The organism is Nocardia sp. CA-107356 (assembly GCF_050946365.1).
In the GTDB taxonomy this organism is placed as follows: Bacteria; Actinomycetota; Actinomycetes; order Mycobacteriales; family Mycobacteriaceae; genus Nocardia.
This window is the reverse complement of the sequence record NZ_CP191992.1, coordinates 5459148-5479133: the sequence shown is the minus strand read 5'-3', so window position 1 is coordinate 5479133 and position 19986 is coordinate 5459148. Positions and strand designations below refer to the sequence as shown.

Annotated in this window: 22 protein-coding genes; 9 read left to right on the top strand and 13 right to left on the bottom strand. The window is 68.1% G+C overall.

Going from position 1 to position 19986, the window contains the following annotated elements:
* Both ACQP1G_RS24830 and mshC read right to left on the bottom strand, forming a co-directional pair.
* A complete protein-coding gene (locus tag ACQP1G_RS24830; protein WP_433191970.1) occupies positions 1 to 1092 on the bottom strand; it encodes an MBL fold metallo-hydrolase in 1092 nt (363 codons plus the stop codon).
* Positions 1093 to 1642: 550 nt separating this feature from the next.
* Entirely contained in the window at positions 1643 to 2881 is a 1239-nt protein-coding gene (gene mshC / locus ACQP1G_RS24825) for a cysteine--1-D-myo-inosityl 2-amino-2-deoxy-alpha-D-glucopyranoside ligase (protein WP_433191969.1), read from the bottom strand.
* A 647-nt stretch (positions 2882 to 3528) separates the two neighbouring features.
* On the opposite strand from mshC, the gene ACQP1G_RS24820 reads away from it, so the two are divergent.
* Positions 3529 to 4401 carry an LLM class flavin-dependent oxidoreductase gene (locus ACQP1G_RS24820; protein ID WP_433191967.1) on the top strand — a complete coding sequence of 291 codons (873 nt, stop codon included), beginning with the start codon at positions 3529 to 3531 and terminating at the stop codon, positions 4399 to 4401.
* 165 nt (positions 4402 to 4566) lie between these two features.
* Here ACQP1G_RS24820 and ACQP1G_RS24815 read toward each other — a convergent pair whose 3' ends face one another.
* The 4 genes from ACQP1G_RS24815 to ACQP1G_RS24800 form a co-directional block, all read right to left on the bottom strand.
* Positions 4567 to 5364, bottom strand: a complete 798-nt coding sequence (locus ACQP1G_RS24815) for an SCO1664 family protein (RefSeq protein WP_433191966.1) — start codon at positions 5362 to 5364, stop codon at positions 4567 to 4569.
* Positions 5365 to 5367: 3 nt separating this feature from the next.
* Positions 5368 to 5952, bottom strand: a complete 585-nt coding sequence (locus tag ACQP1G_RS24810) for a DUF3090 domain-containing protein (protein WP_433191965.1) — start codon at positions 5950 to 5952, stop codon at positions 5368 to 5370.
* Positions 5953 to 6035: 83 nt separating this feature from the next.
* Positions 6036 to 6794 (bottom strand): histidine phosphatase family protein, encoded by a 759-nt coding sequence (locus ACQP1G_RS24805; protein ID WP_433191964.1) that lies wholly within the window; start codon positions 6792 to 6794, stop codon positions 6036 to 6038.
* Positions 6795 to 6810: 16 nt separating this feature from the next.
* Complete coding sequence (locus ACQP1G_RS24800) at positions 6811 to 7740, bottom strand: undecaprenyl-diphosphate phosphatase (protein WP_433208777.1); 930 nt, start codon at positions 7738 to 7740, stop codon at positions 6811 to 6813.
* 340 nt (positions 7741 to 8080) lie between these two features.
* Between ACQP1G_RS24800 and ACQP1G_RS24795 the strand changes: the two genes are divergently transcribed.
* From ACQP1G_RS24795 to ACQP1G_RS24775, 5 genes are all read left to right on the top strand, one after another.
* Positions 8081 to 9055: an aldo/keto reductase gene (locus tag ACQP1G_RS24795; RefSeq protein WP_433191963.1), complete on the top strand. Its 975-nt coding sequence runs from the start codon at positions 8081 to 8083 to the stop codon at positions 9053 to 9055.
* A 20-nt stretch (positions 9056 to 9075) separates the two neighbouring features.
* The gene (locus ACQP1G_RS24790; RefSeq protein ID WP_433191962.1) at positions 9076 to 10116 is read left to right on the top strand and encodes a heme/hemin ABC transporter substrate-binding protein; all 1041 of its coding nucleotides are present in this window, start codon (positions 9076 to 9078) and stop codon (positions 10114 to 10116) included.
* A gap of 83 nt (positions 10117 to 10199) precedes the next feature.
* Positions 10200 to 10457, top strand: a complete 258-nt coding sequence (locus ACQP1G_RS24785; protein WP_433191961.1) for a hypothetical protein — start codon at positions 10200 to 10202, stop codon at positions 10455 to 10457.
* A 38-nt stretch (positions 10458 to 10495) separates the two neighbouring features.
* The gene (locus ACQP1G_RS24780; RefSeq protein ID WP_433208775.1) at positions 10496 to 11569 is read left to right on the top strand and encodes a FecCD family ABC transporter permease; all 1074 of its coding nucleotides are present in this window, start codon (positions 10496 to 10498) and stop codon (positions 11567 to 11569) included.
* Between the two features lie 109 nt (positions 11570 to 11678).
* Complete coding sequence (locus ACQP1G_RS24775) at positions 11679 to 12533, top strand: heme ABC transporter ATP-binding protein (RefSeq protein WP_433208773.1); 855 nt, start codon at positions 11679 to 11681, stop codon at positions 12531 to 12533.
* Positions 12534 to 12596: 63 nt separating this feature from the next.
* On the opposite strand, the gene ACQP1G_RS24770 is transcribed toward ACQP1G_RS24775, so the two are convergent.
* Genes ACQP1G_RS24770 through ACQP1G_RS24755 form a run of 4 tightly spaced genes read right to left on the bottom strand, consistent with a single transcriptional unit; the run spans position 12597 to position 15965 of the window.
* Positions 12597 to 12947 (bottom strand): YrdB family protein, encoded by a 351-nt coding sequence (locus ACQP1G_RS24770; protein ID WP_433191960.1) that lies wholly within the window; start codon positions 12945 to 12947, stop codon positions 12597 to 12599.
* A 33-nt stretch (positions 12948 to 12980) separates the two neighbouring features.
* Entirely contained in the window at positions 12981 to 15074 is a 2094-nt protein-coding gene (locus ACQP1G_RS24765; RefSeq protein WP_433191959.1) for an MMPL family transporter, read from the bottom strand.
* Positions 15075 to 15602 carry a hypothetical protein gene (locus ACQP1G_RS24760; protein WP_433191958.1) on the bottom strand — a complete coding sequence of 176 codons (528 nt, stop codon included), beginning with the start codon at positions 15600 to 15602 and terminating at the stop codon, positions 15075 to 15077. It lies immediately after the preceding gene.
* A gap of 6 nt (positions 15603 to 15608) precedes the next feature.
* Positions 15609 to 15965, bottom strand: coding sequence for a hypothetical protein (locus ACQP1G_RS24755; RefSeq protein ID WP_433191957.1), 357 nt, complete (start codon positions 15963 to 15965; stop codon positions 15609 to 15611).
* A 153-nt stretch (positions 15966 to 16118) separates the two neighbouring features.
* On the opposite strand from ACQP1G_RS24755, the gene ACQP1G_RS24750 reads away from it, so the two are divergent.
* Genes ACQP1G_RS24750 through ACQP1G_RS24740 form a run of 3 tightly spaced genes read left to right on the top strand, consistent with a single transcriptional unit; the run spans position 16119 to position 18656 of the window.
* Positions 16119 to 17246 carry a YncE family protein gene (locus ACQP1G_RS24750; RefSeq protein WP_433191956.1) on the top strand — a complete coding sequence of 376 codons (1128 nt, stop codon included), beginning with the start codon at positions 16119 to 16121 and terminating at the stop codon, positions 17244 to 17246.
* A complete protein-coding gene (locus tag ACQP1G_RS24745) occupies positions 17246 to 17575 on the top strand; it encodes a DUF5703 family protein (protein ID WP_433191955.1) in 330 nt (109 codons plus the stop codon). The genes ACQP1G_RS24750 and ACQP1G_RS24745 overlap by 1 nt, the downstream gene beginning before the upstream one ends.
* Positions 17576 to 17579: 4 nt before the next feature.
* Positions 17580 to 18656 carry a quinone-dependent dihydroorotate dehydrogenase gene (locus ACQP1G_RS24740; RefSeq protein ID WP_433191954.1) on the top strand — a complete coding sequence of 359 codons (1077 nt, stop codon included), beginning with the start codon at positions 17580 to 17582 and terminating at the stop codon, positions 18654 to 18656.
* A gap of 189 nt (positions 18657 to 18845) precedes the next feature.
* Here ACQP1G_RS24740 and ACQP1G_RS24735 read toward each other — a convergent pair whose 3' ends face one another.
* Genes ACQP1G_RS24735 through ACQP1G_RS24725 form a run of 3 tightly spaced genes read right to left on the bottom strand, consistent with a single transcriptional unit; the run spans position 18846 to position 19821 of the window.
* Entirely contained in the window at positions 18846 to 19253 is a 408-nt protein-coding gene (locus ACQP1G_RS24735) for a hypothetical protein (RefSeq protein WP_433191953.1), read from the bottom strand.
* Positions 19250 to 19534 (bottom strand): hypothetical protein, encoded by a 285-nt coding sequence (locus tag ACQP1G_RS24730; RefSeq protein ID WP_433191952.1) that lies wholly within the window; start codon positions 19532 to 19534, stop codon positions 19250 to 19252. Before ACQP1G_RS24730 ends, ACQP1G_RS24735 begins: the two co-directional genes overlap by 4 nt.
* A complete protein-coding gene (locus ACQP1G_RS24725; RefSeq protein ID WP_433191951.1) occupies positions 19531 to 19821 on the bottom strand; it encodes a hypothetical protein in 291 nt (96 codons plus the stop codon). The genes ACQP1G_RS24730 and ACQP1G_RS24725 overlap by 4 nt, the downstream gene beginning before the upstream one ends.
* Positions 19822 to 19986: the final 165 nt, after the last annotated feature.

The following is a 19986-nucleotide window of genomic DNA, read 5'->3' as shown; positions in this document are numbered from 1 at the left end:
TTACCGGGGGAAGGTCAGGCGTTGCGGGCTGAGGTAGTCGACTGGGTCGTGCATTGCGCGGAATTCCGGGCGTTGGTCGGCGGTGATGCGGGCCAGTTCACCGCGCAGGGGTGCGTCGTAGGTGGCGGCCGAGGCGGTGATGCCGGGCAGCCAGTTGTCGTGGTGGGTGGGGACGAACAGTCCGGGGCGGATCGCCTCGATATAGCGACGGGGGTCGCGCAGGCCGTTGGTGATCTGGTTGAAGCCCTGGACCGCGCCGATCTGCAGATCGGTGGGCGGTAGGTCGGCGAATACGTCGAAGACGTGGGGCGCCTTCTCGGTGAGCGGGCCCGAGGAATCGTGCCATACCAAGGAGAATCCGGGGACGCGGAATTGGTAGAGCAGGGTCCCGCCCTCCGGGTCGTTGAGGCGTGGCGCGCTCTGCAGTACCCCGGCCAACGTGGGTGGATGCCGCACGAGCGCGCGCCACTCCGGCCTCGGGAAGAACGGCGAGGATCCGCCCGGCCGCTCGGGTGCGGTAGGCGCGGAGTGCACGTGGCGGACCGCGGTCACCTCGACCGCGCCGACGGTGAAGTCGTGCCGCTCCCCCGGCCGCGAACTCCCGTCCCCGAGCGCGACCGTCGGGAATGTCGGATCCGCCACCTGCGCACGGATATTCGCGCCATGGTCGGCGGTTCCGTACACGACAGCGCCGCACGCCTGCGCGATCCGGCCCGCATCACCGGCGTGATCGAAATGCCCGTGCCCGATGAAGATCGCCTCCGGCGCCAGATCCGCCAGATCCTGCGCGGTAGCGGGCACGTAGCCGGTGCTCGTCAACCGCGGCACCCACGCATCGAGCAGAAAGACCGAACCGGCCATCGCGAACGCATAGGTCGTGCACCCCACCCAGGACAACACCACCCGATCCGCGCGCACCGCACCCGTATCCGAATCCACCATATCCGCCCCGAAAAACCGTGTGCGCGCCGCAACAGTCCGCGGATCCCCCTGCCCGCCCGAAGCGTCCAAACGCCCCGCTGCGAGCCCAACCCCCGCCCCGATCACCCCATCGAGCTTGGACCGCCAACCCACCGAACCGCGAGGATGCATGCCGCACATCCGTGTACAACACCACGGATCAACTCCCTGAACAACCCATTCGCCGATCTCAACGCGCTCCTGCCCGATCACGTCGCCACGACACAGGCGGGTTCCCGCACCACACGCTCGATTGCCTATGGGCGATGCCGAAAGCATGTGTACCGTGCGCTATCACCGCCTGCAGCGTGCCTTGCGATCCTGTTCACCACGGTCGACGACCTGTTGGCCCCGCTGGCGATGCCGGAACGGCCGCACGCCCGGTAGGGCATCGACGGTGGTCGAGACCTCGTGGTACCGCCGGCCGACAGTGGCATGCCCTGGTGGGCCAGCTGTCGACCGTGACTACAGCCGTACGCCGTGCGGCGCGTCCACAGCAGTGGAGATGAGGACCGGGGCCTCGCCGGTTCTGGTCGCCACGGTCGGCGAGGGGCCGGGCCCTCGAGGTCCTGGTCGGCGCTCTGCTGCTCGTTGGTGATGCCGGACCATCGCGGTACGTCAGCAAGGCATCGACGGCGATGCGCGGCCGCAGCGGCAAGCCGTGTTCGGGGCCAGCTGTGAGCTATAGCTGCACGCCGAGTAGTGCATCCACGGCGGTGGCGACGAGGGTGGGGGCCTCGTGGTCCTGGCCGCCGTAGTCCATGGCCTGAGTGGCCCAGTTGTCGACGGCGGCAAGGGCTTTCGGGGTGTCGAGGTCGTCGGCGAGGTGTTGGCGCAGGCGTGCGACGGTGTCCTCGGCGGCAGGGCCGGATGTGAGCGCGGTAGCGCGGCGCCACAGGTCGAGGCGGGCCGTGGCCTCGGCGAGGACGGCGTCGGTCCACATGCGGTCCTGGCGGTAGTGACCGGCGAGCAGGCCGAGGCGGATGGCGGCGGGGTCGACTCCGGCGCGGCGCAATCTGGAGACCAGCACCAGATTGCCCTTGGACTTCGACATCTTCTCGCCGTCCAGGCCGATCAGACCGGCGTGCACGTAGTGACGGGCGAAGCGGCGGCCCGAGATCAGTGCCTCGGCGTGCGCGGCAGAGTACTCGTGGTGCGGATAGATCAGGTCGCTGCCGCCGCCCTGGATATCGAATTCGGGGCCGACGCGGTTGAGCGCGATCGCAGCACACTCGATATGCCAGCCCGGGCGACCCGCACCGAACGGAGCGGGCCAGGACGGCTCGCCGGGACGGGCGGCGCGCCACAGCAGCGCGTCGATGGTGTCGCGTTTGCCGGGACGGTCCGGGTCGCCGCCGCGCTCGGCGAACAGGCGGTCCATGGTCGCCCGGTCGTAGCCGGATTCGTAGCCGAATTGCTCGGTGGCGTCTGCACGGAAGTAGATGTCGGGGTACTCGGCATCGTCGACCGTGTATGCCGCACCGGAGGCCAGCAGCTTCTGCACGAATTCGACAACCTCGTCGACGGATTCGATCGCGCCGATGTAGTCGCGCGGCGGCACGATGCGCAGCGCGGACATGTCCTCGCGGAACAGATCGATTTCGCGGCTGCCGAGATCGCGCCAGTCCACACCGTCGCGGGCCGCGCGCTCGAACAGCGGGTCGTCGACGTCGGTGACGTTCTGCACGTAGTGCACCTCATGGCCCGCATCACGCCACAGCCGGTTGACCAGATCGAAGGTCAGATAGGTGGCGGCGTGTCCGAGATGAGTGGCGTCGTAGGGGGTGATCCCGCAGACGTACATGGTGGCCGTTGGGCCCGGGGTCACCGGGCGAACCTGCCGGTCGGCGGTGTCGTACAACCGCAACGGTGGCCCTGCTCCGGGAATTGTCGGTAGGGCGGTGTCGGACCAGGACTGCATGATTCGAGGGTAAAGGTGTGGTGACGGCCATCGCGCCGCACCCTGCCTCGAGCGGTACTTGCCACGGCAAAGACCCTGGATCTGACCTGCTCCGATGTCGTAAAAGTCGGAAGTCAACGTTTCCGCTCTCGCGGATCGAATTACCGCGAGTGGCGCAGGTCACTCCGATTCCCGCCGATGTCGCGCGTCCACTTCTGCCCACGGCTACACCATTTGCAGCGGGTCGAGCGCCAGGAAGGTCTCCTCGTCGCAGCCACTACGGACTGGAGGCGCTGTCGTTGGAGTTCGGCTGGATCCGTCAGCCACGGCGGCGGCGTATTCGCGCTGCGACAGTGTGACGGATCGGCCCACACGCTCGCGGTGGCGACCGTGAGTTCTCGGCGGCCAGCGGCGCCCGGCCTGGCTCACCGACACCGCCGCAGTGGACGGTTTCAACGGGCAGGGCAGCGCCAGATCAACAACTGCGTGGGTCTTTCGCGACTCGGTCGACGGTGCGGCGCAGCGCAGACGACCGACAGCTGCGACGCGACGGCCTGGACCCGCCAGCGGCCCCGATATCGGTCGCACACTGAGTCGATGGCCGGGCACTTCGTGTGCGGGTGCCCGAATCCCGCCGGGGCCGAACGGGATAGCGCTACGTTGGACGGGTGACTGTTCTCGGTGCGGTGTCGTTGCCCCAGCTTTCTCCCGAACGTTTGGTCGCGGTGGCGGCCGCGGCGGAAGACAGTGGTCTCGAAGAGTTGTGGCTGTGGGAGGACTGCTTCTGGGGCGGTGGGATTGCCACGGCCGCAACAGTGTTGGCGCGAACCGAACGGGTGCGGGTCGGCATCGGCGTGATGCCGGTGCCGCTGCGGAATGTGGCACTGACCGCCATGGAAGTGGCGGCGCTGCTGCGGCTGCATCCAGGGCGGGTGATTCCGGGGTTCGGACACGGGGTGCAGGACTGGATGGGGCAGGTCGGTGCTCGCGTCGAGTCGCCGATGACCCTGTTCCGCGAGCATGTGGACGCGCTGCGCGGCCTGCTGAACGGCGAGAAGGTCAGCACCGCTGGCCGATACGTGCGGCTCGACAATGTCGCCCTGGACTGGCCGCCGACCACACCCCCGCCGATCGCCGCCGCCGCGACCGGTCCGCGGACACTGCGGCTGTCCGGCGAACTCGCCGACGCCACCATCCTCACCGCGCGGACCACCACCGCCGGAGTCCGCGCCGCCCGAGCGCTCATCGAGGAGGGCCGCTCGAAAGCCGGACGCACCGAAGCGCATCGCCTCATCGTCAACCTGCTCACTGCCACCGGCTCGGACGCGTCCGAGCGCCTGAGGGCCGCCCAGCAACGCAACGGCAGTGAACACCCGGCCGAGGCGGGCATCGCGGGCGATGCGCACGCCATCGCGGACGCCGTCCGCCGCTACGCCGAGGCGGGCGCGGACACCGTCGTCCTCGAACCCACCGACGACGATCCGAACCTGATCGAATTCGTCCGCTTCGTCGGCGCCGAAGTCCGCCCGCTGCTGAGCTGAGTCACCGCGACGTCCGGCCGAGGTCGCCTGTGTGCATTCCTCGCCCGGACGGCCGCGCATACGAATACCCCGCTCAGCACAGCTCGTGCATCGTGGCATTCGATGCACGATGGCACTTTCCGCACATCGCAAGCAGTCGATGGCGGTCGGATGGTGCCGCCCGGTTCAGAACGCGGGCCACGGAATCGGTCGCGACGTTCGCGGCACCGGCATGACCGGGTTGTCCACCAGTTCGCGCGTGCGGTCGGCGAGTGCCTCGATCTCCATGTCGGTGAGATGCGGTGCGAGATCATCGGCGACCGCGCCGGGTAGCGCCGCGGCGAAGGCGGCGATATCGGCCATCAGACCGTCGCAGATGGGTTTGCCCGCCCAACCCCACAGCACCGTGCGCAGCTTGTGCTCGCTGTGCAGGCAGATGCCGTGGTCGACACCGTAGACCTGCCCGTCGACACCTTCCAGGGCATGTCCGCCCTTGCGGTCGGCATTGTTGATCAGCACGTCGAGCACCGCCATCCGCTGCAGGCGCGGGTCGTCGGCGTGGATGAGCGAGACCTCGTTGCCCGCCGGGTCCTCGGCGCGCAGCACCTCGCAGAACCCGTCCGGCACCGCACCCAACGGAACCAGATCGACCAGATCGAGCCGGTTGCCCTGGTCGGTGTGGTTGTCCACCGACTCCACCCACCGCTGCACCATGCCGGGCCCGTACGGGCCCTCGCGCAGGATCGTCTCCGGAATGACGCCCCAGCCGAGTGCGTCCGACACCCGATACGAGGCGACCTCACGCCCGGCGAGGGTGCCGTCCGGGAAATCCCACAGCGGGCGCTCACCGCGCACCGGCTTGTACACCACGCGAACGGACACGCCATCGGAGCCGTCCGTATCGCAGACCAGGGTGACGTTGCTCGCGGTCGTCACCCGCCCGATCACCGTCAATTCCGCGGTGTGCCACCGAGGCTCGGCCACCGACTACTCCTCTAGCTCGGCCGCGCCGAAAATATCCCCGCGCTTGTATCCGTTGGTTCGCACACACATATGTCCGCGCGCCGACAGCGGCTCGCCGCACAGTGGGCACGGCGGCCGCCCCGCCGCGATCACCCGCGTCGAGCGCAACGCGAACTCCCGCGCCTGGATCGGGGTCAGGAATACGCGCACCGCGTCCGGACCTTCCTCGGTGTCGTCGAGCACCACCGATTCATCGACCTCGGTCTCGGTGATCGCCAGCAGTTCCACGACCACCGCACCCGCGTCGGCGTCCCAGCCCAGCCCCATCGTGCCGACTCGGAATTCGGCATCGATCGGGGTCACCAGCGGGTCGCTGTCGGAGATGTCGTCGGCCTGCGGCGGCACCTCCGCACCGAAGCGGCGCGCGACCTCGTCCAGCAGCAGCCCCATGCGGTCGGCGAGCACCTTTACCTGCTGCTTCTCCAGTAACACGCTGACCACTCGTGGTTCCTGCACGGCCTGCAGGTAGAACGAGCGGTCGCCCGGCTCACCGACGGTCCCGGCGACAAAACGATCGGGGGTGCGAAATACATGGATTGCGCGAGACATCTGCACCTCCTGATACGTGACCCTGATCGACTAACCGCGGCGCTGGACTCCGCAACACGCCACCTACTCGTTTACAAGGAATCTCAACGCTCCGCATTCCCATTATCCGCACTCGGGGTACCACCCAGCTCGCCACCGGGAACCGGACCCGATGTATCGACCGGTTCGGCGTCCGACGGCGTCCGGGAATCCGATGCGGGCCGTTGCGGTCTGGTTGGCGCCAAGCCCGACAGATCCGTGCCCGTGTCGTTGAGCCGCACCACATACGGCGCGGTCGGGGTGTAGCGCACGACACTGATCGAGGCGGGCTCGACCACGATGCGCTGGAAACCGTCGAGGTGGATGCCGAGCGCGTCGGCGAGTACGGATTTGATCACGTCACCGTGGGTGCACGCCACCCACAGCACATCATGACCGGCCTTCTCGGCGAATCTGCGATCGTGCTCGCGAACCGCCTCGACGGCACGCACCTGCACCTGCGCCAGCCCTTCCCCGCTCGGAAAGATCGCGCCCGAGGCGTGCCGCTGCACCACCTTCCACAGCGGTTCGGTCAGCAGATCCGCGATCGCCTTGCCGGTCCAGTCGCCGTAGTCGACCTCGATCAGCCGATCGTCGTACTCCGGCTCCAGACCGAGCTTTTCCGCCAATGGCGCGACCGTTCGCTGACAGCGCAGCAGCGGTGAGTGCACGATGTGCTCGATCGGCAGCGCGGCGAGTCGCTCGGCGACGGTGCGGGCCTGGGTATTGCCGTATTCGGTCAGATCGACACCTGCGCTGCGCCCGGCCAGGGTGCGGGCGGTGTTCGAGGTCGAGACACCGTGCCGCAGCAGGATCACCGTCATGGCACCAGCCTAACGATCATGTCGCCGACACCACTCCGCCCGCGAGCAGGCCCATAACGGTCAGGCCGAGCACGATGCGGTAGCCGACGAACCAGTCCAGCGAATGTTTACCGACGAACTTCAACAGCCACGCGACCGAGGCGTAGCCGACGACGAACGCGAGAATCGTCGCGACCAGCAGTTGCGGACCGCTGGCATGGAGACCCTCGCCCGCCGGTTCGAACGCGTCGGGCAAGCTGAACAATCCCGACGCGGTCACCGCGGGAATGGCCAACAGGAACGAGAACCGTACGGCCGCTTCGCGCTCCAGTCCGAGGAACAGACCCGCCGTCGCGGTCGCGCCGGATCGTGACACGCCCGGTATCAGCGCAAGACATTGCGCGAAGCCCATGATCAGCCCGTCGCGGGTGGTCAGCTGTTCGAGCGGGCGGATTTTGCGCCCGTAGTACTCACCGGCGGCGATGACCAGCGCGAACGCGACCAGCATGAACGAGATCAGCCACAGATTGCGGGCGCCGGTGCGGATCTGATCCTTGAGCAGGAAGCCGAGCACACCGATCGGAATGGTCGCGATGATCACATACCAGCCGATGCGGTAATCGAGTTCGCGCTGAGCCTGTTCATCGAGGACGCGCTTGTGGTCGGCGGTGATGACCGGAAGTCTCATGGTGGGCTGGTCGTGCAGCGGCAGATCCTGCTGACCGCGGGCGGTCAGCCTGTCTCGCAGGCCAGCGAACCACGCGATGATGATCCGCCAGATGTCCTTGGCGAAATACACCAGCACCGCGGCCTCGGTGCCCAGCTGGGTCACCGCGGTGAACGAGGCGCCCGCGTCATCGCCGAAGAACACCGCCGACACGATGCGCAGATGCGCCGAGGAGGAGATCGGCAGAAACTCCGTGAGCCCCTGCACCAGACCGAGTACCAAGGCCTGCACCCAGGTCATCGACTCGCCGACCACGAATCCGCCTCCACTTCCGCCCGAAATACCTGTTCCTACTGGGCAATTGGTCCGGCGGCCGGTCGCGTCCCTGGGACCATCGCCGCAATCACGCAGCGACAGTACAGTGTCGAGACTACGACGGCGTGCCCGGCTGTTGCGCTGCGTGCAGGTTCGCACCGGATGGGGTGCGGATTTCCCACTCGAACTCGGGTCCGTCCGGACCGGATTCGCGGTCGAGGTCGCCGACTCGTCAGCGCGCCGGTGCGACCCACTGTGCTGGTGGGCGTCGAGTTGCGTATCCACACTCTAGGCTTGGCGCCGTGACGATTGCGCGGACACGGTGATGGAACAGCGGACGGTCGGCCGCAGCGGCCTACGGGTGTCCCGGATAGGACTTGCGACCCACACCTGGGGTGCGCACACCGATACCGATGAGGCAGCGGTGCAGTTGGTGGCGTTCGCCGAGGCGGGCGGCACCCTGGTCGATACCTCCCCCGCCTACTCCGGCGGTACGGCACAACGGATCCTGGCCGAACTGCTCGGCGATCTGGTCTCGCGCGACGATCTGGTGCTCAGCGGCTGCGCGGGTGTTGCGCCGCGGGCCACGCCCGCGCCCGCGGGACCGACCGTGCCCGCGCCGGAACCGGTGCGGGCGGCCGTGGACACCTCGCGCCGCGCGCTGCTGCGCCAGCTCGATCGGACGCTGCTCGAATTGGGCACCGACTATCTCGATATCTGGCATGTGGCGGCCTGGGATCCGGCGACCCCGCTCGACGAGGTCGCCGCCACCGTCGAATTCGCGGTCCGCTCCGGGAAGGTCCGCTACGCCGGGGTGCGAGGTTTCAACGCCTGGCAGGTCGCCAGCCTCGCCGCCGTCGCGCCCGTCACCGTCGCGCAGACCCCATACTCGCTGCTGGCCCGTGATACCGAAACCGATTTCATGCCCGCCACCCGGCATCACGGTGTCGGGTTGATCGCCACCGCGCCGCTGGCCGGGGGCATTCTCACCGGCAAGTATCGCGATGGAGTACCCGCCGATTCGCGTGGCGCGGACGAGGCGACCGCCGCCGAGATCCGACACCGGCTCGACGACCGCGCCACCCGGGTCGTCGACGCATTGGTGACCGCCGCCGATGGCCTGGCCACCTCACCGTTGGCGGTCGCGCTGGCCTGGATCCGGGATCGTCCCGGCATCGCGAGCATGATCGTCGGCGCCCGCGATATCGGGCAGCTCACCGGGGTATTGGCCGCCGAGACACTGGAACTCCCGCGCGCTATCGCGGCCGCGCTCGATGACGTGAGTGCACGCACGGAATGACGGAGGCTAGCCTTCCCTGCATGAGGTTTCTCGACCGTGTCCGATCCGACGGGGCACGTTTCCTCCTGGCCGCGCTGGCGTTGACCCTGCTGGTCGGTTCGGCCGCCTGCGGTACCGGTGGCGACGCCGCGACCTCCGGCGGGCGTGGGCCGGTCACCGCGAAACTGGAGAATCTGGACCCGGTGCCGATCGGGCCCGAACCCACCCCGACGCTGCCGGTGACCGTTCGCTCGTTCGACGGGGCCGAGGTGACGGTGACCGATGCCAGCCGCATCATCGCCGCCGACCGCTACGGCACCCTGGCCCAGACGGTGTGGGCCTTGGGCATGGGCGCCAAACTCGTCGGGCGCAGTACCGCGGCCGCGTTCCCCGCGGTAGCGAATGTGCCGAACGTGACCGGCGGCAGCGGGTCACTGAACGTGGAATCGATTCTGGCGCTGCGTCCTTCGGTGTTCCTCACCGACAGCACCAGCGCCGCGCCGCAGGTGCGTGAGCAGTTGCGCGCAGCCGGGGTCACCGTCGTCTACTTCGATCCACAACGCACCATGGACGGGGTGGTGCCGCAGATCGAAGCGGTCGCCGCCGCACTCGGCATCCCCGATCGCGGCCACGCCCTGGCCCAGCGCACCCGCGATGAAATCGCCGCCGCCAGTGCCGCGGTGCCCAAACCCGACAAGCCGCTCACCATCGCCTTTCTCTATCTGCGCAGTACCGCCATCACCATGCTCGCCGGACCCGGCTCCGGCGCCGACGCCCTCATCGCCGCCCTCGGCGCGCGCGACGCAGGCACCGCGGCCGGGTTGACCGAGCCATTCGTCGCGATCACCAGCGAGGGCATGATCGCGGCCGGACCGGATGTGCTGCTGGTGATGTCGGATGGCCTGAAGTCGGTCGGCGGCGTCGACGGCCTCGAGAAAGTGCCCGGCATCGCGCAGACCCCCGGCGGCCGCAACAAACGCGTCGTCGACATGTCCGACGCGGTGGTATTGAGCTTCGGCCCGAATACCGGCCGAGTGATCGCCGCCCTCAGCGAGGCCGTGTACGGCACCGAGCCCGCATGAACGGCACGCCACTTCGCATGCGGGGCCGCGGCGATCGGCTCGTGCCCGGGATCGGCGCGGCCGGAGATCGGCGAGATCGAGCGATGACCGCAGGGCTCATCGCCGCATTGCGTTCGGAGCGGCGCGGGGTGAAACACCGGCCGGACTCCTCGGGTTCGTTGATCGGTGGGCGCGACGCACTCAGGTGTCAGCGCGGTGTCATCGAGTTCGTGAGCGCATCGTGTGTCCGACCTGTTGTGCAGATCGCGGGGGCGAGCATCGCCGAGGTGCGGGCTGAGCGAGCGAATCATGTCACAGCCGGCTTCGTGGATTCGCCGGGCGGTGGCGGGGTGCGGGCATGAGCGAAAAGGCTACGGGGGCAACGGCGTCCGGTTCGGCGATGCCGCACAGTCCGCAGCCCGTCGTGCCGAAGTCGCGGGGGCGGTCGCGCACGACGATCGTGTTCGTGGTGGCGGTCGTCGCACTCGTGGCGTTGGCGTTGGCGTCGGCGGCGATCGGACAGGTGCCGACGACGCCTGCCGAGGTGGCGGGGAGTGTGCTGCATCGGATCGGGCTGGATTGGGGGCCGATGCCCGCGCATCCGGCGGGTGAGGTGACGTTGTGGCAGGTGCGGTTCCCGCGGGTGGTGCTCGCGATGCTGGTCGGCGCGGCGCTGGCGACAGCGGGTGCACTGCTGCAAGGGGTGTTCGCGAATCCGCTCGCCGAACCGGGCGTGATCGGGGTGTCGGCGGGGGCGGCGGTCGGTGCGGGCACGGTGATCGTGGTGGGTGGCGCGTTCGTGGCGGCATGGTCGGTGGCGGCGGCCGCATTCGTCGCGGGGCTGCTGACGACACTGCTGGTATATCTGCTGTCGCGGTCGAACGGGCGCACCGAGGTGGTCACGCTCGTGCTCACCGGTGTCGCGATCAATGCCTTCGCGGGCGGATTGATCGCGTTGTTGCTGTTCATCGCCACCCCCGCGGCGCGGGACCAGATCGTGTTCTGGCAGTTGGGCAGTCTCAACGGAGCCACCTGGGAAGCGGTGCGCGTCGTCGCCCCGCTGACCGCTCTCGGCATTCTCGCCGCGGTCCTCATCGCACCCAGCCTCGACCTGCTCGCCCTCGGTGAATCCGCCGCCCGCCACCTGGGTGTCGATGTGGAACGGTTGCGGCGCAACGTCATCGTCGTTGTCGCCGTACTCGCCACTGCGGGCGTGGCCTTCACCGGCATCGTGCTGTTCGTCGGCCTGATCGTGCCGCATGTGGTCCGCATGCTCGTCGGCCCCGCCCATCGCATCCTGATCCCGTTGAGCGCCATCATCGGCGCCGTCGTCCTGCTCGCCGCCGACGTCGCCGCCCGCTCCCTGGTGCACAACGCCGACCTCCCCCTCGGCATGCTCACCTCCCTCATCGGCGGCCCTTTCTTCTTCTGGCTCCTCCGCCGCACCCGCGCCCGCGCCGGAGGTTGGGGATGAGCCGACCAGCCGACCTGTGTCACGACCCGCACAGCGCACCGATTTTCGGTTCCCCCAACGCCCTCGGCATGCGCGGGCGCGAGAGTGGCGAGGTGGCGGCGTGAGTGGGGTGCTGCAGGGGTTGAGTTCGGTGTTCGCGCGGACACATGAGCTGCCGGTGGCGCCGAAGCGGGGGGCGGTGACGTTGCGCGCGACCGGCGTGAGCGTGGATCGGCGGGGGGCTTCTGGCGCGCATACGCGGCGGGTGCTCGAGGCGGTCGACTTCGATGTCGTCGCGGGTGAAGTCGTGGCGCTGGTCGGTCCGAACGGCGCGGGTAAGTCGACGCTGCTGGCGGCGCTCGCTGGTGAGCTCGAACCGAGCGAGGGTGCGATCGAACTCGATGGGCGGGCGCTGGCGCACTGGTCTCCACTGGATATGGCGCGCCGTCGTGCGGTGCTGCCGCAGAGCCACACCGTCGGGTTTCCGTTCACCGCCCGCGAGGTGGTGGCGATGGGGCGAGCACCCTGGCTGCGCACCGAGCGGCGTGAGCTCGACGATGAGCGGATCGCCGCCGCCATGACCGCCGCCGATGTGGAACACCTTGCCGCCCGGGCGTTTCCGACGCTTTCGGGTGGCGAACGTGCCCGCGTCGCACTGGCCCGGGTGCTCGCCCAGGACACCGGAACCCTGCTGCTGGACGAACCCACCGCCGCCCTCGACCTCGGCCATCAGGAAGCGGTACTCACCCTGGCCACCGCTCGCGCTGCCGCGGGCGCCGCCGTCGTCGTCGTACTGCACGACCTCGGCATCGCGGCCGCCTACGCCGACCGCGTCGCCGTTCTCGAGTCCGGCCGCATCGCCGCCGACGGCGCGCCCCGCAAGGTCCTCACCACCGAACTGCTCACCCGCGTCTACCAACACCCGGTCGAAGTCCTGGACCACCCGATAACCGGCGCCCAACTGGTACTCCCGGTCCGCCGCTGACGCGATCTCTGTCGGATTCGAGTGAGAGGCGCATGCTCAGAAGGGCTTCGGCTATGACCGAACTCAGGCCTGCCGCCAGAGCAACCGCAGCGCGCCGTTCACTGCCCACACCGCGAAGAACGCGATCCCGGCCACCGTCGTGACGGCGAGGCCGATCAACACCGCGGCACCGCCGAACCACGCGACCTCCACAGCGGCGCGCCAAGGGCCGGTGAGCGGGAATCGTGCGTTCTTGCCGCCGCCTGCCGCGAACAGCGCCCACACCACGATGAACACCGCCGGTGCACCGATTCCGGCGATGATGCGCACAATCGGATTCGCGTCCAGGGTGAATCCCCAGATCGCCGCTCCGGCGAGCACACCGAGCTCCAGCAGGAACATCAGGGCCAGATTCGCGCCCTTGACCACGTTCATTCTCGATCCTCTCGCCCGCTCAGGGCAGCCAACTCAACGCCAGATCAACTTCAACACCGCGGGTGTCAACAGCATGCGGACCACCGACGCGTCCAGGACCAGCGCCGCGATCATCCCGTAGGCGATGTACTTCATCAGCACCAGATCGGAGAAGCCGAACGCGCCGGTCACTACGATGAGAATCGCTGCCGCAGAGGTGATCACGCTGCCGGTGTGGGCGATGCCGTAGCGGATGGCCTCCGGCGGCGACGCACCGTCGGCGCGGGCCTCGGCCATCCGGGACAGCAGGAATACCTCGTAGTCGGTGGACAGCCCGAACACCACCGTCACGATGAGCGCCAGCACCGCGAACATCAGCGGCCCCGGCGTGAAGTCGAAGATCCCGGCGCCGTGTCCCTCGACGAACACCCAGGTGAGCACGCCGAGCGTGGACGCGAGGCTCAACGCGCTCATCACAACGGCCTTGAGCGCCAGCACAATCGAATGAAATGCCAGATACAGCATCACCAATGCCGCGGCCGCCAGAATCGCGACCAACAGGGGTAGTCGCACGAGTAGTCCGTTGATGCTGTCGCGCTCGAGCGCGGGCACTCCGGCCACCATGATCTCGACCCCGGGGGGCTCCGGAATCGCCCGCAGTGCATCGATTACCGCGTCCGCGTCCCGCTTGTCGGCGAGACCGGCATCGAGTACGTTGATCCCGTCCTTGGTCGGCGCCGCTGGTTCGAAACGGCCGGTGAGACCGTGGATTTGGCTCGCCTCGTAGCGAATATCGCTGAGCTGCTGCGGATTCGCGCCCACGACGACGAGTTTGATCGGTTCGGTGCGGAAGCTCGGGAACAGCTGGTCGAACCGTTCCTGTGCGACCCGCGCCGGATTGTCCCGAGACAGATACCGTTCGCTGATCCCGCCGAATTCGATATTGCGGATCGGGATGATCAATGCGAGCAGTCCGAGCACGATCGGTACCACCACCGCCCAGGGCCGCCGCATCGCCAGCAGCGCCAGCCGGGAGAAGAATCCGGCGTCGATCTGTGCCTCGGTCTTGGTGCGCGAGAAGCGATGCCAGCCCCACAGATCGATCCGACGCCCGACGATGCTCAACACCGCGGGCAGCGCCGTTACCGACAACAGCGCGGCCAGCAGCACCGAGCTGATGCCGCCGTAGGGCACCGACCGCAGCACCCCGTTCGGGAAGATGAACAATGCGGCCAAGCTGATCGCGATGATCGCGGCCGAGAACAGTACGGTGCGCCCGGCGGTGGCCACGGTGCGCGCCGTCGCCTCCTCCACACTGTGCCCGGCGGCCAATTCCTCACGGAACCGGGTCACGGTGAACAGGCCGTAGTCGATCGCCAACCCCAGACTCACCAAAGTGACCACCGCACTGGCGAAGACGTTCACATCGATGTGATCGGTGAGCACCCGGATGGTGCCCTGAGTGCCCAGCACCGTCATCCCGCCGATCAGCACCGGCAGTAGCGCTCCGATCACCCCGCCGAAGACGAAATACAGCAGGATCGCCACGATCGGCAGCGCGATGATCTCGGCGCGGTGGATATCGTCCTGCATGCCCTGGTTGATGCCCTCGACGATCGGCTGCAGCCCGGCCAATTGCACCGTGGTGCCGCCCGGTCCGCCGCCCGCGTGCCCGGCGCCGAGCTCACCCTTGATCGCGGTGTAATTCTCGACCGTCGCGGTGCCCTCCCCGCGCAGTCCGACGCTGGCGAAGGCGTGGGTGTGCGAGGCGTCGGTGGCGTGGGCGGCGAAGGGACTGTCCCAATAGCTATCGATCTTCTGGACCCGGTCCGGGTGGCGGGCCAATAGTTGCTTCAACGCGGTGGTCACCGCGCCGCGCACCGCGGGGTCGTCGACGGTCGTCCCCTCGGGCGCGGTGTAGAGCAGGATGATGTCGCTGTCGGTATCGCGGCCGAAGGTGGCGTCGGCGATCTTGGACGCGGCGACCGATTCACTGCTCTCGTCGAACCAGCCCTCCTGGGTGAGCCGGCCCGCGAGATCGCGGCCGTACCAGCCCGAGAGCAGCACCACGACAATGGCGATGCCGAGCACGAGGTGGCGATGGCGGTGGATGAACCGTCCCCACCGCAGCGACCCGGATTCGATCATCTAGCCGCAGGCCGGAGTGCGGTAATCGGCCGAGCGCAGAATGCCGCACAGGTCGGTGCGCGAGATCTTCCACTTACCGTCGAGCAGCACGAAGTGCACGACGGTGGTGCGCACCGCGGTGCCGGTGCCGTCCTTGTCCAACCGCATGGTCGCGGTCAGGGTGCCGTCGCGATTGTCGAAAACCGGATCGGTGACGCCGTAGATGGCGCGCGGATTGTCCTGCAGCGCGCGATACATATCGGGGATGGCGTCGTGGAAGGCGGCACCGTCCTCGATGAGGTCGGTGCGTTCGGAGTCGGGCAGCGCCGGATCCAGCGCGCGTTTGATCTGCGCATCCAGTTCGGCGGCCGTGGGCAGCGGCCGGTGCGCGGCGCTCGAGGAGGTCGCTATCGAGGACGACAGGGAGGCGATGGCCGAGGAGCGCGCGGCGTCGACCGAGGCTTCGTCGTGTCCCGTGCTGCACGCGGCGACCACTGCGACGAGGGCGGTCGCGGTCAGCACGGAACGGGCGAATCGTGTGGTTGGCATCACCATCTACATACCATCTATGACGGCACTGATCCGTCCCAGCAGCGCACGCACGGTTGTCACGTCACGATCCGCGGCCGCTTCGACCCGTTGGGCATCCGGGATCATGTCCCGGACCAGCGCGACCACGCTGCGTTCGTCGTCGAGATCGATATCGGTGGCCCGCGCCTGCGCGATCGCGACGACGTCCTCCGGCCCCGGCACATCGGTGTCCAGGTCGGCGCGGTAGATCTCCAGTACCACGGTGGACCGGACGGTGCGGAAGGCGTAGGGCCTGCCGTCGGCCGTGGTACCGAATCCGTGAGCAAACGGACCAACGGTTATGTCATCGATGGCAAATCCCGATGGATGGTCGGCTTTCAACCGGATCTCCCTGGCTTGGACACTGTTTCAACTCAACCGTAACCCCGATCACCGACATTCACCGCCGGCGACGACCCCGGTAGGCCGGGAAGGTGCGCCATCATGGTCAGATGGTGATGTAGCGGAAGGTCGTCGTAGTAAGGAGTTCGGTGGATGCGCCCTCGTGGCTGTGTTCGATTGGCGGCATTCGCGGGGCCCACCGTGGTCACGCTCCGCTACCGCCTCCGGGCCCGCCGCGGGCTCCCCTCGGTGCTGGCGAGTGTGGCGGTGCTGGTGCTGATCGCCGGATGTTCCACCGAGTCCGATAGCGACAAGCTACAGACGCGACCCGCGGCCACCGCGGCGATCGCGCCCGCGCAGACCGCGCAACCCACCGGGGACGTCGTACGGCTCGCGAACCCGATCGGCGGGCTGCTCACGGAGACGGGCACCGGCGCGTTGGTAGCGCTCGATACGAGCCGCGAAACGGGCACCACGCTGTTCGTCATCGACCCAGCGACGATCGCGCGCAAGGATTCCGAGGGCGCTTCCGGCGTCGGAATGCGCACGCTGATGCTCCCCGCGCCCGGCGTCGGCTTGGCGCAGGGCAAGCCGGGCGAGCTGCTGATCCCGGCCGACCATCGGATCATGCGCGTCGATATCACCTCCGGCGTGATCACCCAGGTGCCCGTCGACGGCGACGTCAGATCGGTGCGCTACCGCGACGACGGCACCTTGTTCATCGGTACCGCGGACGGCAGAGTTCGCGAACTCTCCCCCGACGGCGTAGTCGCGAAGACAGTCTCCGGCCTCGCCTCCGCCGACGCACTCGCCCTGACCGGCGACCACGTCTCGGTCCTGGATCGCCGCCAGACCTCGCTCACACAACTCGACTTCGGCAAAGATCGCCTCGGCCTGGCACTGCGCGCGGGTGATGGCGCAACCAACCTGATCACCGACCCGTTCGGCCGCATCACCGTCACCGACACCGCCGGTGACGAACTGCTGGTCTACACGGCCGGACCGCTCGTACTGCGTCAGCGATTCCCGGTAGGATCGTCGCCTTACGCGCTCGCCTACGATCAGCGGTCCGACACCGTATGGGTGACGTGCACGCAGAGCAATGAAGTGGTCGGATTCGACCTGTCGACGGGTATACCGAAAGAAGTGGGCCGATACCCGACGGTACGGCAGCCGAACTCGGTGACCATCGACGAGCGCACCGGTGACCTGTTCGTCGGTTCCGCGACCGGAGACGGTCTGCAGCGGATCCGCGCGGACCAGCGGAAGAAAGGGCAGTGATGGCGCCACAACCCACGGCGGGAGCGACGGGCCCGGACGAGATAGCGCAGCGTAACCGTGCGGGGCGACGCGGGCGCCGCCAGCCGGATCGCACCCCGCGCGCCACGCTACCGGCGAGCTGGGAAACCAGCAGCGACGATTACGAATACGTCCCGCTGCGGCTACCACCGGAGGTGACCCGGGTGACGGCGTCGATGCGACTGGCCATCCAAGCCGAATTCGGCGGTTGGGAACTGTCCCGCGTGCGGGCCTATACCGACGGCAGCAGGCGGGTGCTGCTGCGGAGGCGAAAAACCGCACTACTACCCCAGCCCGAACCGGGAATGTGAGGCTATGTATTCACTGCTGCTGCGCCTGATGTTCCTGCTGCCGCCGGAGCGCATCCACCATCTGGCGTTCACGGCCATGCGGCTGGCCGCCCGGTTCGCGCCGTCGCGCTGGGCGATGACCAAGGTCCTCACTACCGACGATCCGATCCTGCGCAACCATGCCTTCGGTATCGACTTTCCCGCGCCACTGGGCCTGGCCGCCGGATTCGACAAGAACGCCGACGGTGTCGACGCCTGGGCGCCACTGGGATTCGGCTTCGCCGAGATAGGCACCGTCACCGCACAGGCCCAACCCGGCAATCCCGCACCGCGCCTGTTCCGGCTGCCCGCCGACCACGGCCTGATCAACCGGATGGGCTTCAACAATTACGGTGCCGCCGCGGCGGCCCGACATCTGCGCAACCGCCGCGGCGGTGTCCCGATCGGTGCGAATATCGGCAAGACCAAAATCGTCGAACCTGCCGACGCCGCAGCCGATTACGCGGTCAGCGCCGCCCTGCTCGGTCCGCTCGCCGAGTTCGTCGTCGTCAATGTCAGCTCCCCCAACACCCCCGGACTGCGTGACCTGCAGGCCGTCGAATCCCTGCGCCCGGTCCTGCAGGCCGTCCTCGACAGCGTCGAGGTCCCGGTGTTGGTGAAAATTGCCCCCGACTTGTCCGACGAGGATGTCGACGCGGTCGCCGATCTCGCCGTTGAACTCGGCCTCGCGGGCATCGTCGCCACCAACACCACCATCCGCCGCGACGGCCTGCGCACCGATCCCGCCGAGGTGACAGCCATGGGTGCCGGCGGCCTGTCCGGTCCGCCCGTCGCCGAACGCTCCCTCGAAGTCCTGCGCCGTCTCTACCGCCGCGTCGGCGACCGCCTGGTGCTGATCTCGGTCGGCGGCATCGAAACCGCCGACCAGGCCTGGGAGCGCATCCTCGCCGGAGCCACCCTGCTGCAGGGCTATACCGGATTCATCTACGGCGGACCGTTTTGGATGCGCCACATCCATCGGGGGTTGGCGCAGCGGCTGCGCGCGGGCGGTTACCACTCGATCGCCGAGGCGGTCGGCGCGGAGCACGTCGCGCACACCTGATCCCGACCGGTCGTTTCGTGCGGCCGATGCATTGTTGCGGGACATGCCATTTCGTGGCCACGCGGCCTGAGCTTGTGCGCGGCGGCGAGATCGATCAGATCGTCGCTCCGACTCGACGATGGACCTCGCGCACCACGACGGCATCGACCGCCTCCCCTCCTGGCGGCCGCTGCCTCGCGGCGCCGCACGCTACCGGAACATCCACGGTGTCCGGTCGGTGTGCAGCGACATCCGGTGGGAGTGGACCGAGTGCCCTGCCGTGTCGCAGCCTGTCGCGTCGTCTTCCTGAATCCCGTTGGTGCGCTGGTGGAGTCGGGTCAAGATCCGCTTGGACAGCCGGATCACCGCCTCCTCCCAGATAATGCCGAGCGTCCCGGCCAGGATGGCTGCGTCGGCGTGGGCATGCCGGTCGTGCACACTGTCGAGATCGCTGAGGATCTCGTCGAGTTCCATTCCAGCCCTTGCCTGTTCGCGGGTGAGCCGTCGTTCGGGGAGCCAACTCAGCCGCCACACCGCGGCCCCGGAACCGGTCTCGCGGTAGGCGGACTCGGGTGATAGATCGCTGATCATGGTCCAGTCGGTGGCCTGGACGGTCATGGGTGCCTCCGGTGTAGCAATTCGAGCCCGATCAGCTCGAGGGGTATTCCGAGTTGCCCGGCGCAAAGGAAGGCCCGTGCCCGAACCGTCGAGTCGTGCCGGAAATCCTGGGTGCTGAAGATCTCTGCGAGATCCATTCCCGCCATTGCCTGTTCCCGCGTCAGTAGTCGGTCGGGCAGCCAGCTCAGCCGCCACGATTTCGCCCACTCCTCCGCCAGCCGGTGGGCCGACTCCGCGGTGATATCGCTGGTCATCGACCAATGAGTTACGTAGATGGTCACGAATGCCTCCTGTCGAGCATCCGTCGGTGCAGCAGGTGCAGGGTCTGCTGCACGGTGATTCCGAGTTGATCGGCCAATGCCCGCGCGTGCGCGTCGTGGTCCGATGCCGGGTCCGGATGGCTCAGGATCTCCTGCAATTGCATTCCGGCCCAGGCCTGTTCGTGGGTCAGGTGATTGGGTAGCCAGCTCAGTCGCCATGCTGGTTCGTCGTAGCCCACCACCCGCCACGCCCATTCGTCGGGCGTGCCGCTGCTGGTCATGGACCGGCTGCATTCGTAGATCGTCACGGCTGTCTCCAGGGACGGAGGAGGATGTCGCCGACCGCATGTAGGTGCACTGAGCCCCGGTCGACCGCTGCGGCGCGGTCAGCCGGGGCCTGCTGGATGGAGCAAGCGACGAAGGTAGCTGGGATATGCGAAATGTCCTGGCGAACGTGAATCGTTCGCCTAGAC